The sequence below is a fragment of the bacterium SCSIO 12741 genome, assembly GCA_024398055.1.
Classification (GTDB): domain Bacteria; phylum Bacteroidota; class Bacteroidia; order Flavobacteriales_G; family Salibacteraceae; genus SCSIO-12741.
This window is the reverse complement of sequence record CP073749.1, coordinates 3,810,340-3,823,324: the sequence shown is the minus strand read 5'-3', so window position 1 is coordinate 3,823,324 and position 12,985 is coordinate 3,810,340. Positions and strand designations below refer to the sequence as shown.

General features: G+C 45.2%; 10 protein-coding genes. 5 read left to right on the top strand and 5 right to left on the bottom strand.

Annotated features, from left to right (window positions below):
• The first annotated feature begins 35 nt into the window (after positions 1 to 35).
• Positions 36 to 1,490 (top strand): hypothetical protein, encoded by a 1,455-nt coding sequence (locus KFE98_16285; GenBank protein UTW61557.1) that lies wholly within the window; start codon positions 36 to 38, stop codon positions 1,488 to 1,490.
• A 12-nt stretch (positions 1,491 to 1,502) separates the two neighbouring features.
• Here KFE98_16285 and KFE98_16280 read toward each other — a convergent pair whose 3' ends face one another.
• Positions 1,503 to 3,110, bottom strand: coding sequence for a putative DNA binding domain-containing protein (locus tag KFE98_16280; protein ID UTW61556.1), 1,608 nt, complete (start codon positions 3,108 to 3,110; stop codon positions 1,503 to 1,505).
• Between the two features lie 163 nt (positions 3,111 to 3,273).
• On the opposite strand from KFE98_16280, the gene KFE98_16275 reads away from it, so the two are divergent.
• Positions 3,274 to 3,987, top strand: a complete 714-nt coding sequence (locus KFE98_16275; GenBank protein UTW61555.1) for a PorT family protein — start codon at positions 3,274 to 3,276, stop codon at positions 3,985 to 3,987.
• A 57-nt stretch (positions 3,988 to 4,044) separates the two neighbouring features.
• Positions 4,045 to 5,364 carry an alkaline phosphatase D family protein gene (locus tag KFE98_16270; protein ID UTW61554.1) on the top strand — a complete coding sequence of 440 codons (1,320 nt, stop codon included), beginning with the start codon at positions 4,045 to 4,047 and terminating at the stop codon, positions 5,362 to 5,364.
• Here KFE98_16270 and KFE98_16265 read toward each other — a convergent pair.
• Both KFE98_16265 and KFE98_16260 read right to left on the bottom strand, forming a co-directional pair.
• Positions 5,345 to 7,153, bottom strand: coding sequence for a hypothetical protein (locus KFE98_16265; GenBank protein UTW61553.1), 1,809 nt, complete (start codon positions 7,151 to 7,153; stop codon positions 5,345 to 5,347). The genes KFE98_16270 and KFE98_16265 overlap by 20 nt on opposite strands.
• Positions 7,154 to 7,254: 101 nt before the next feature.
• Entirely contained in the window at positions 7,255 to 7,881 is a 627-nt protein-coding gene (locus KFE98_16260; protein UTW61552.1) for a CAP domain-containing protein, read from the bottom strand.
• 120 nt (positions 7,882 to 8,001) lie between these two features.
• On the opposite strand from KFE98_16260, the gene KFE98_16255 reads away from it, so the two are divergent.
• Positions 8,002 to 9,159: a tetratricopeptide repeat protein gene (locus tag KFE98_16255; protein ID UTW61551.1), complete on the top strand. Its 1,158-nt coding sequence runs from the start codon at positions 8,002 to 8,004 to the stop codon at positions 9,157 to 9,159.
• A gap of 206 nt (positions 9,160 to 9,365) precedes the next feature.
• On the opposite strand, the gene KFE98_16250 is transcribed toward KFE98_16255, so the two are convergent.
• Positions 9,366 to 10,295, bottom strand: a complete 930-nt coding sequence (locus tag KFE98_16250; GenBank protein ID UTW61550.1) for a DUF58 domain-containing protein — start codon at positions 10,293 to 10,295, stop codon at positions 9,366 to 9,368.
• A gap of 291 nt (positions 10,296 to 10,586) precedes the next feature.
• On the opposite strand from KFE98_16250, the gene KFE98_16245 reads away from it, so the two are divergent.
• Complete coding sequence (locus tag KFE98_16245; protein ID UTW61549.1) at positions 10,587 to 12,353, top strand: hypothetical protein; 1,767 nt, start codon at positions 10,587 to 10,589, stop codon at positions 12,351 to 12,353.
• A 148-nt stretch (positions 12,354 to 12,501) separates the two neighbouring features.
• Here KFE98_16245 and KFE98_16240 read toward each other — a convergent pair whose 3' ends face one another.
• A complete protein-coding gene (locus tag KFE98_16240) occupies positions 12,502 to 12,870 on the bottom strand; it encodes a DUF1304 domain-containing protein (protein UTW61548.1) in 369 nt (122 codons plus the stop codon).
• Positions 12,871 to 12,985 lie beyond the last annotated feature (115 nt).

Genomic DNA, 12,985 nt, shown 5'->3' with positions numbered 1-12,985 from the left:
ATGTAAAATGGTGGAATTGATCTACTTTTGCGGCCATGATCCGCCTCCCGATTCTACTCCTCACCTTTCTGTTATCTGGGTTGCAATTGTTGGGACAAGAAACCAACTATTGGTCCAATCAAATCGGATCAAAATCAGCCCTTATTGGTGGAGCGGTAACCGCCTCTGTAAGAGACAACAGTGCTGTCTATTACAATCCTGGGGCCCTGGCCTACATGAAAAAATCAAGCTTTAGTTTAAGCACCGATATTTATACCCTCGACAACCTATTTATTGAAAATGGAGCCGGCCAGGGAATTAACCTGAGTAAAACCTGGCTTGGGGTTACCCCGAATTTTATTTCTGGTGGTTTAAAAATTAAAGGTGCTCCCTTTGCCACCTTGAACTATGCCGCCTTTAGCGTTCACGAGAACAATTTCGACCTCAAATCCGTGCACAATGGCCAATATGATGTACTGAGCATTTATGACGGCAAGGAATACTACCAGGGCAATTTTGACTACCGGAGCAATAACAAGGAAGATTGGATTGGTGTTGGATTTGGACTTCATTTTAAAAATTACTTCGCTATTGGGGTGAGTACCTTTCTTACCTTAAGGCAATTGCACAACATTACTTCCCTCCGAACCAATTTGCTGTCGGATCAAACCTTGGTACCAGGAGTTCAAATTGTGGGAAGCACCGGTTCTTACCGGGAAATCAGGCATTTTCATGCTGGTAATGTTTGGAAGGTAGGAGTGGCTACCGAACGAGATAAAATAAGCCTTGGAGCCAGCATCACTACTCCTCGTTGGCGAATTCCTGTCATATCCAGTGCCACAGTGGAGCGTCACTATGAAGAAGATATTGATGGTCAACCCACGGTACAAAGTTCCTATTTCAATGAAAAGGTAAATGCCAACTTCAAGTCTCCATGGATTGTGGACTTGGGTATGCAATGGGCAGAAGAAAAGACCATCTACTCCTTCCGGGTTGCTTTTTTCTCAGGCATCGAACCCTATGCTCTCAATGAAACCGTGGATCCGGTGGATGTGACCGATACGACCCTGCGATTTGCCAATCGTGAATTTCAGCAGGTTTGGACGGCCAACCGCCCCTTGGTAAACTTTGCAGTAGGACTTGAGCGTAAACTCAATGATCAAGTTTCCGTTCTTTCCGGATTTAGAACCGACTTTAACTACATGGACTTTGACAAATTGGATCCTAACGAAAAATGGGTGGCCTCGATCAACTATTGGAATACCTACCACATTTCTGGCGGTATAGAATTGATCACCAAAAATGGCAACGATATCGTGTTGGGCGTTAACTATGCCTTTGGCCGAAGCAAGGGTGACTTGCAACTTATCAGTCTCACAGATCCATTAGCAGACAATGGCCTCACGGGCGAACTGCAAACCAATACCAGCAGCGTTTACCAAAGACTTTCTCTTGTGCTCGGATTGGCCTTGAATTTCCATCGTAGAGGTCAGGCTCCAGAAGAGGAATAGAGCTTTGAAGGATTAGAAGTGGTCCTTCACATAATCCACTACCTGTGCCACCGACAGCTTCGTACTTGCTGCTCCTGTTCGAATGTAAAAGGCCTCTTCACTCCCCTCTTTTAAATACACCGGTTCTTTCCCTTCTTCACACTCAATCAAAGCGATTTCCTTACCCAAATATTCTATGACCCGAATGGATAGGTAGCGCAGCACGTGAACCCCAATTTGTTTGGATATCAGATTCTTGATATGCAGGCGGCATTTGTCTTCATTCTCAAAGCCATCTTGTTCAATGCCCAGAATTTCGCCATCATCGGCAACACCGAGAAGCATGATTCCGCCCTCGGTATTAAGAAAGCCTACAATTCCCTTCAACCAGGCCTTCTCCATGTTCTTGTCGTTCTTTTGGGTGTGTAGGTTGTAGCGAACCGTGGATTTGAATTCCAGGTGCTTGCTTTCCCCCTTACCTATCAGCTCCAGCAATCCTCCTGCTTCTGTTTTACTTTCCAGATGAACTTGAGGTAAATCCTTGATTTGACGGGAATAGCGACGAACAATCCAAACCACCACCAGTGAGCCTAACACCAATAAGGCCAGAGACATAAACCAAATCTTCCGTTCTCCCGAATTGATCTCCATAATGAAATCCGATTCAGGGAGCACAACGCCTAAATACAATCCCTGACGTGAAGCATTCAGCTTTTGAAACCCAAACCACCAATTTTTCTGCTGTTGGCGGGTCACCAGAAAGGGATTATCTGGATTGCGCGATGGGAATTGAGTCAATAACTTTTCGAGCACCACGTCATCCGTAAACTCCGGAGAGATGAAAACCTGTTTTCTCCACCCTTCCTGACTCCGATCGATTTTACGACCGGGAATCAATACATTGCCCGTGCTGTCAAAGAGAAAAACCTGGGCATTGGGAGATACTTCCAACTCATTGAGCATGTGGTGAACATCGCTCAACCAAATATCAACCGCCACCACCGATCGGGCGCGACTTCCCGGAGGATGCCAAATTCCGGAAACAGAAATTTGAGCCTCATCATACAGCAAATTGATTTCTGGCGGAGACCAGTAAACCCGACTCGAGGTATCCAAATTTAAGGCTCCTGTTAACCAGGACGCATAGGTCCAATCTGGGCTAAAGTCACGATCTATAGGCTTCACTTCGTTTTTGGAATCAACCTGATACCAATGCCAGGGATCTTTTCCGAAGGAGGTAAAAACTCCAATGTCAATGCCAGCCTCCTGCTTGATCAGCCAAACTCCATAACCATCCGGTTCGGCAAAACGGAAGGAGCGCAGTCCTGGAATTTCCTGAAGCAAGGGCCCCATTTTTCTAACCAAACCAGCCGTGTCTGCAGGAGAAAGTTCACCTACTTCTCCCCATGATCTCATCAGGTGTATGGTTCTGCGGTAGGATTCAATCAAGCCCAAAAACTCCGAATGGGCCTTCTGGGTGACTCGGGTGGTGTTGGTTTCCATCACCTCTTCTCTCACCTCGCCTCCTTCTGCATAAATGAGCCAACCCGCTACTCCAATGAGTACGGATAAAAAAACAACCAGGTCTCGAATCATTCGAACCTGAACTCGATTGCCTCTAACAGAAGAAAAAAGGGCCATTCACTGTGTGTTTGAAAGTGAGACAAAATAAAGGAAATATGCCCTCAGATGGAGTACAAAAGCAAGGGATTTATACCTTTTTAATTCAGGCCTTCTCGGGCCTTCCATTCGGCATAGAAATCACCTACCTTCGTTTGCGTAAATCTAAATCCCCTTTTGCATCATGGCTCTTTTGCGTCGAATCCTGGTAGTTCTTGTCCTGGTCTTTATGGTCAAGTTGGCATCTGGTCAAATTCTGATCGCCCTCTTGTTTGGCGATAAACTGAATTCTGAAAAAGTAGAATTCGGTCTGAATGTTGGACTCAACGGAAGTTCATTGGACTATTTTCAAGACCACTATCGGTTTGGGGCCAATTTTGGTTTGTATTTCAATCTAAAAATCAAGGAAAAAATCTGGTTTAGCCCCTCGATTATGATGCTGTATCCAGCAGGAGGAGCCCGACTATCGCCCTATCCTACTGGGGATACTATTTTGGATCAATCACTCAATGAAGCTACCGTGCGAAGAGATTTACGCTACCTCAGCGTCCCGCTGTTGTTTCGAGCTTACTACTACAAGGGATTTTATGCCGAACTGGGGCCTCAGTTCATGTTGTTGACTTCGGCCACAGATCACTTTGAGCAAAGTGGTGAGATTGGAAAACTGCAATTTGATCGTGATATAATCGATAGCATGAATCGATTTGATGGTGGAATTTGTATTGGTTTGGGTTATAAAGTTCCGCGTAAAGATGGAATGACCTTTGGTGGGCACTTCTACTACGGTGCATCCAACATTTATAAGGATTCCAGCTTTGCCGATCATCGAAATACACTGTTTAGCTTTCATCTGGGAATTCCCATTGGGGCCAAGCATAAAGAAGATAAGAAGGATTAACGCAGGAATGGCAATTTGATTACAAACGATTGCCCAAGCTGTTTTAAGTTTGACCCCATGAAATACACCCTATTTTCAATTCTTTTCAGCCTGGTTTTCTTAACACAGGTTCAGGCCCAGTCAAACCTCGTAAAGTCTGGCCCCATGGTGGGTTACTCGGAAATGAGGGAAGTAATGGTTTGGATACAAACCGTTGCTCCAGCTGAAGTAGTGTTGCAATATCGATCGGTGGACCCGGCTTCGAATTGGCTGCATAGCCAACCGGTAAAAACTACCCAAGAACATGCCTTTACCGCTCACTTGATAGCCGATCAGGTAACTCCAGGAATGCAATACGAATACCGGGTGCTGGTCAATGGAACCACCTTCTCGCCTACCTATCCCTGTACCTTCAAAGCTCAGAGTCTGTGGCAATGGCGTACTGATCCACCTGAGTTTATGTTTGCTACCGGAAGCTGTGCGTTTATTTCAGAAGAAGAATACGATCGTCCCGGTAAACCGTATGGTGGAGACTACCACATTTTTAAAACGATGAACCGGATGCACCCGGAAATGATGCTTTGGTTGGGCGACAATACCTACTACCGCGAAGCAGATTACACCACCTTAACCGGAATGCATTACCGCAACACCCATACCCGATCATTAGAAGAGCTACAACCCTTTCTGGCCCAAACCCACCATTACGCCATTTGGGACGATCACGACTACGGCCCCAATGATGCAGATCGAAGTTTTATTTACAAGGAACGAGCACTTGAAGTGTTTAAAGATTTCTGGGCCAACCCTTCTTACGGCCTGCAAGACTTACCGGGTGTAACCGGGAACTTTTCCTACAACGATTGCGAATTCTTTTTGATGGACAACCGTTACTACCGCACTCCTCAATACAAAAAAGACAGCAGTTTTATTTGGGGTAAACAACAGGTGGAATGGTTGATTGATGCCCTAAAGTTCAGTAAATCGAGTTTTAAATTCGTCGTTACCGGTGGTCAGTTTCTCAACCCTACCCAGGTGTATGAAAACCACGCCAATTACCCTCAGGAAAGAGAGTACCTTATCCGCAGAATCGAAGAGGAAAACATCAAGAATGTAGTGTTTTTGACTGGAGATCGTCACCATAGCGAAGTTTGTAAGTTGGATTTGAAAAACGGACAAAGCATTTATGATGTTACCGTATCACCGCTCACTTCCAGGGCCCATTCCACACTAAAGGAAGAAAACCCCTTACGCCTGGAATCGAGTTTGATTTTGGAACGCAACTTTGCCACGCTCGAGCTCAGTGGAAAATGGGGGCAGCGTCAACTGTTGATTACCTACTATTCCAGTACGGGTAAGAAGCTCTATGAGCTAACGATTAATCAGGCTGGGAATTAATCATTCCAGAACACGACTCACAGTACAAACTGCGGAGTCCGGGTTGATCCAGAACGTGCAGTGGAATTTTACACTTACCGATAAACAAACGACACCAATTCTTCGGACCCAATTTTTCATAGGACTCCAGTAGTAAGCTGGCAAGTGCGGGTTCTCTATGCTCATAAAGCACTGGTGCAATTGCCGTTAGATACAACCTCAAGGCTTGGAGATTCGGCTCATCTGCCTCTACTAAAGGCTGAATTAAAGAGTCAGCCTGATTGACCCGGCCAAAGGCGAGCATCATAGAAGCCAAATCCAAGCGACGACTATCGCTACTATCGATTTGCAGGTAGTTCATTTCCAAATAATCCAGTGAAGGATCGGCCTTTGTCAAATCCTCTTCATCCTGTGATAAAAACACCAGACGAGCCATTTCGAGGTGGAACCAAACATCGAGCTTTTGCTGCACCGAATCCGGCAACCAACCTTTGCCTTCATTGATAAGGCTTTGTGCTAAAGCAATACGATCCGGAGCTTCAAGTATTTCCAGATCTCTACTCAAAAGGACTTTCAGGTTGTAATCGGCTTCTTTGGAAACCAAAATGGGATTCATGTCTTTGAGCTTATTGGCCAACGTAGCACTGGGCCCGCCTATTCCATACTGCTGGCGATAGATGGATTGGGTATACCAAAAGTACTCCCACCCTTCTCCTTGTGGAGGAAGTAAGGTATCAAATGCCAAACGCAATTCAGCCGGAACATGATTTCGATTTCGAATGAGGTAACGCTGCACTTGTCTCAATCGATCTACTTGCTTCAGTTCTTTGCGCTGTACCTTATCAAGCCATTCATCCCGTAGCAGCATCCAGTCCCACAGATCAGACTCCACGGGTTTTACCCGAATGGTGACCAAGGCTTTACGCTGCTCAGCCAAAAGATGCTCCACGGCCAACCGATTTTCTTCAACCCTCAGCCATTTTTTGATTTCCTCTTTGCTTTTGCGTTTCAAATGGAGAAAATCGCTGCCTTCCAACTGTTTGTAAAAAAGGTCCCAATTCTCCTGAGATTTTACCTCGTATGAAATGCTATCCGATTGGAAACCTTGTAGGTACTTCACCAAAGACTTTGCCCTTCCTGTAAACAACTGTTCATTTTCACTGGCACTTCCTTCAACGGATGCAAAAGCCTGTAGATAAACACTTTGAACTTTAACCTCCTGGTTTTTCATGAAACCTACAATGGCCGAAAGTTGATCCGTATCAAAGTCTACCTTTCCTTTTGGAAATTCGACTTCCGCGTGTACGGTTGTGGTTTTGCGATTCGGTCTTACCCCATCACTACGCAAATCGAGTACTAATTCGAGTTTGGGAGCCTCCACATTGGGTAAAGACCCGCAATAGCTGTAGAAATTGAGTTCGCTACAAAGTACCTTGTTGTTGATAAAGTGAAGTTTCGCCTCCAAAGGAAAATCGCTCATTCCTTCTGGGGTGGCGCCCAATCTCAGGTAGTGGCAGGTCTTCTCCCCTTTGGTTTTCGGACGTTTACGGGCTTTTTCATAAAGCTCCATTACCTGTTTCTCAATGTTGTTGCGGTATATTGGTGGAAGCAACATTCCGTCTACAATGCTCTTACCGTTACGTGTATTGGGTTTGGGTTCATAGGCCTCGTCACAGGAGTATTGATTATCGAAGGAAACCAATTCAGCCGTTAATCCATCTTTTGAAGAGCGAAACAAGCTGCGAAAGGCAAACAGATCGTACACACAGAGTAACACCTCTTCACGGGTCACCGTGAGCGAAAGGTCCATACCTTCCAACTTCTTACGTGCTTGTCGAGAGCAATCCTTGGCTTCAGTAGGTGATTTTAGACCTTTGATGTAACGGCGCTGAACCGGAATATCAAAGGACTTTAGTTTTTTTTTTGAACGACAGGTGGATCGAAATACGGGAAGTCGTTGTTCGTTTGGGTTTGAGGATGAATCCCGGTTATTTGCCCAAACACTTGAACGCCGTACAAACTTTTGGTCTCGGCATTGTAAGCCAGAGCCAAAGCTGCAATGCTATAATCCCGGCTGAGAATGTTGGCATAATGCGGCTTCGAATTCTTCCACACATCGGCCATGGCTTGGGCATAATCCTGATAGCTTTTTAGCTCCTTGTTTCCCGATTTGAATCGAACTTGAATATTGGGCTCTGCAGGTAGGTATAAAATGTTCTCACCGGCCAATACATGGGCACACCCAAAAAATTCAATGCGGCGCTGTGGATCCGACTTGGCCTTCTCCCCTTTTTGAAAGTGACTTTGCTTACCCGTCCTATCCATGTAACCAGCATGATCCCGGGCAGCCAGAAGCAAGAGCGAATCGGGAGCGAGGTTATCACGCCCCTTTTGTTGGCGCAGTTCATTGATCTCATTCCAGGTTAGAAACTCCAAATAGTTGAGGTTTGGATTTTCGTAATCGAAAGGATCAGAAGGCTGTTGTGCCCAGGCCGAAAGACAGACCATGAAAATGAGAAGCAGCGCCGATTTTTTCATTCGGCGTGCAAGATAGCGTTAAAGTGTACAAAATACCGCTGAACGGAAGAACAATTTAATCAACCGGCCGTTGAATTAAATAGAGTTATCACCTTTTTAATAGTTTACTTTGCCCTCCCTGTGAATCCCAACGCCCATATACGCAAAGGACTCTTTATTCTGGCACTGCTCAGTTTCACGCTTTCGAGCTTTTCGACTACCCTCGACAGCCTGGAAAATCGAATTGGTCAGTTGCTTGAAGTAGATCAAAAGTCCGAACTCATTGAGACCTATCTGGCCCTGGGGATGGAATACTACTATGCCGGGGAACTGAATGAAGCCATCAACCAATCTGTAAAAGCCATAAATCAGCTTAACAATCAGCTTCCTCCAGATTTGCATGGACGAGCATTTCTGCATTTGGCCAATTACCAGATTGAAACGAATCAATATACCAATGCCCTAAAGAACCTGCACCATTCTTATGAATTGTATAGCAAGGCAGAGCAAAAGGACAAACAGGCCATTGTACTGGGCAACATTGCTGTGGTGTTTGAAAAACTGAACAACACTGAATTGGCCCTGGAGTACAACCTACGATCCCTCAATCTAAAGCGAGAATTGGGCGACTCCACTACCCTAACGGCGAGCTACACCAATATCGGCAACATTTACATGGACATGCGGAAGTATGAAATGTCGATGCGTTACTACCAAAAAGCACTGGAGCTTGATTCACTGAATCAGGATTTGAGATCCATCAGCGCTGATTACAACAACATTGGCTACCTCTACTCCAAGTTGCACGACTACCGCCAGTCTCTGCATTACTACAACAAGACCCTCGAAATCGACCAGCAGCTAAACGATATATATGGTCAGTGCATTGCCTCCGGAAACATTGCTACCTCCCTGTACAATTTGGGAGATTTGAAAAAAGCCGAAGAAATGGCCTTTGCCAGTTTAGATCTGGCTAAACAAGCTGGCACCATTAAGTACATTTCCGAGAATTATGATCTGTTGAGCAAAATAGCCGTTTCGAGAGGAGACCAGGAACAAGCCTACCATTACTTAAAAGAACATTCCCGCTACAAAGACAGCATCTACGAGCAGGAGCGTGCTCAGGAAATTGCCCAAATACAACGGGTAATGGAATCCGGGCCCAACGAAAATCAAATGAATGCCTATGAAGAAAACGCCGAAATGGACTGGCAAAACTTCATTTTATTTGGCTTAACCATCCTACTTTTTTCTTTCGTTGCCTTCCTACTTATCCTGTGGATCAGCAAATTGAAATAGCGTTGTTGAAAAACTCCGAATAGGTCGACAACCGAATCAAATACTTGGATTAATTTAGCGGCCAGTAAACAACAGCAAAAAAATGGCACACGACAATTTACCAGAAGCACCCTACGAAGACGGCGGAGCGGTTAGTTTTTCAATCGTTTATACAGCTATTGCAATTGTAGGCGTTGCCCTGTTGCTTATTTTCGGATAATCCGAATTTAAGGCAGTTTACTTCTTTTCACCAGGTAGGCGAGCAAAACAGGCTCGAATCCTTCGTTGATATCCACTTCCTGGTAATCTACACTGTACTGACCACATTTCAGTTCCAGCTGGTGCTGGTATTCTTCCATGTGTTTTTGGTAGTTCTTTCGGATGGATAAGGGATTCAACTTCACCTCTTCACCAGTTTCAGGATCTACAAATCGATAAGGACGATCTTCAAAATTGAGTTCGCGCTCCTTGCTTCGGTCCAATACGTTGAATACGATTACCTCGTGTTTGTTGTGGCGTAAGTGCTGAATGGCTGAAAACAATTCATCCAGGCTCTCACCCGAATTATCGAACATATCGCTAAAGAGTACGACTAAAGATCTACGGGGAATACTATCCGCCACTTCGTGCAGGCAATCAACCAAAAAGGAATGCTGATCGTGCGAGGAATAATCCAAGGCAGATTCCAACTCACCGTACATTCTTTTGCGGTGACTCATGGAACCCCGAGCTGGCATGTGTACATCAATCTGGTTATTGAAAGTGGTTAACCCTACAGCATCGCGCTGACGATTGAACAGGTAAGAAAGAGCGGCCGCGGCATGAATGGCAAAATCCAGCTTATTCCGTTTACCTGGCTCCGCCTGATCGTTGTGAAAAGGAAAATACATCGAAGACGACGTATCGATCACCAACTGGCAGCGCAAATTGGTTTCTTCCTCGTATTTTTTGACAAATAGCTTTTCCGTCCTTCCGTACAGCTTCCAATCTACGTGGCGAATGGACTCACCGCTGTTGTATTGGCGGTGTTCTGCAAACTCGACCGAAAACCCGTGGTATGGCGATTTGTGCAGACCCGTTAAAAATCCCTCTACCACTTCCCGGGCAAAAAGCTCGAGGTTGGTAAACTGTCTTATGCTTTCTTGGTTTAAAACCATTTGTTCAATTTTCAATGATCAGGCTAAAGGGTCAATTTTCATTCGATTGTCATCGGAACTCCCACGTCTTAATGCCGGTGGCTAAGGTAGCGAAAGGTTCTTGATTGTTTAGAACTGGGAATGCTAAAGATTGTTGTTTCTAAAGATTGCACTTACCCCACATTTTCCACACTTACAGGCAAAATTCCACAGTTACTCATTGGCCTAAAAAGGAAGCGTTTCACCACTCTAAATTCGTTGAGATGCGTCAAATTCAACACACTGATTATTAAAAATTTAAAACGAATTGAGATGAAAAAACACCTACTAATACTTTGGCTTGGAGTATGGGTAAGCACCCTCGCCATCGCTCAAACAACGCCCTTCAACACGGTTTATGAACGCCCCGGATATTCCATGCAGGGTGGCAACATCATTCAATTGACCGACTCCACGGAAAAAGAACTCGTATTTATTGCCATGGGTCCTGATACTATTCGCAGGCAGGCCAATTACATCACCAACGTCTTGATTGTGAAGACGGATAGTAACGGAGTGGTTTTGCAATCCATCCAAAAGGACACTACCAATTCGGTGGAAAAACTTCTGGAAACCCACGACAATGGCTTCCTGCACATCTCTCAATACTACGATCATTTGGAAATCACCAAATACGATAACAACCTATCTCAGCAATGGGCCACCCGCTTTTTGCACCCCAGTGCCATGTTTATGGGTGGTTGGAGTTTCGACAATTTGGACGCCATCCGGGTGTATGATCCTTACGCCCCTCATGGCCAACAGGAAAACTATTACATCAGTTTTAGCTCGGGCTCTCCCGATACGACCTATCGCTACGACAAAAACATTTGTGTGCTCAAAATGGATGAAAACGGCACCCTGCTGTGGAAGAACTATTACACAGACGCCAACCGGGCTGCCTACGGTTCCAACGCTCAAATTCAGGACAATGCCTGGTCGCTCACTTCTTTCGAGTCTCCTACCCACCACCAGCGGGTGATTGCTGTAGCAGGAAACAAAGACATTCAGTTTCCCTATCATGAATACTACATGTGGACCTTTCTGATTGATGAAAATGGAAATCTACTGTCTGACATGCAATGGATTACAGTAGCCAATCCTAATCCCGACCACGGAAGTATTCTATGGGACGGAGACAGCCTGGTGTTGGCTTATCAGGAAAAAAACACCGTACTCAACCCCGATCCGGATCAAGTATCTGGCCTTGCTATCCTCAAGTTCGATGAGTTGTTTTCTGGAATGCGTGCCCGGTACTATTGGCACTCCTGCGAAAACTACCCCAATAATATTACCCTGGCCCCTGATGGGGACTACATTCTCAATGGCTGGACCGGAGAATGTATTTACACCGGACCTCCCTACCCCAGTCAAATGCTGATGAAAATCGAGCGAAATACTCTGGATGAATCCTGGTTTCACAAGTTTTCCATCAATCAGAATCAAGGGCACAGCGGTTTCCACATAACCGATCGCTGGGGATGGAACTACCAAGTTGGAAGCATCTGGAACTACTACCCCAACGGAGCCTTTGAAAATGTTCATGTAATCAAAACCGATCCTGCCGGTCGCACCTGCGACATGACTATTGATCACACCCAGTTTATTGATTTTACTCCAACTTGGTTTACCGAGAGATTAGATCCGGTATTGGATTTAAGAGATTCATTGCAAGAGGATTACATGTGGCCGGTATGGATGAATGAGTACCCTTGTTTAGATGCTCATGGTGATGGTTCACGCGGCGCAGTAGCCGTGGTGGAAGCAGAAACGCGGAATGACGAGAACCTATATACCGCTACCCCTTCTCTTATACAGGCAGGACAATCATCTTGGAAAATAACAACCGGTAAAGTATCCGAGCAGTCTTCAGAGGTACGCATATTTGACAGCAGCTCACGCCTGGTCTACAAAACAACCTGGGAACCATCAGAGGCACTGGAACTTCCAGTGGGAGCGCTTGCTAAAGGAGTAAATCTCGTTCGAATTTCAGAGTCCGGTCATTTGTTGCAAACCCTTAAGGTGGTACGTATAGATTAGATTAAAAGGACGGTCCATAACTGCCTCCCCATCCTATTGTTGCGCAGGATCGGGTTTTATACTAAAAGGCCGGCATCATTTGATGTTGGCCTTTTTTTATTTGCCAGTAATGGGTAATTAATGTGTTTTGAAGGTCGTTTAGCAACCCTTAAATAAAGGTCATGGAGATAAGAGATAGTGCGATGAGTGCTGGAAGGGCTTGTACATAAAATATCTTTTTCTCTGCGGTAATTGCTCCATACACACCAGCCACGAACACACAGCTCAGAAAAAACAAAGAGACGTTGATTTGCCACTCCGCATTTTCAATGAAAAAGGTCCAAATGAGTCCGGCCGCTAAAAAACCATTGTACAATCCCATATTGGCCGCCAGTTCCTTAGTCTGACCAAAGAGGGTTTCCGGAAATTTCCTAAACACCTTTCGCCCCCTTGTCTCCCAGGCAAACATTTCAAAGAATAGGATGTAGCAATGGATCAGTGCAATGAGCCCGACCAGAATTCTACTTAGGATTTCCATAATTGCGTGTAAATGAATGATCAAATGGGAGCATACACTCTCCCCTAATTACCGCTAAAGGTAATTGATTGTAACCTGAGAGACTCTGCTTAGATTAAGTGCAATAGCCATCAAG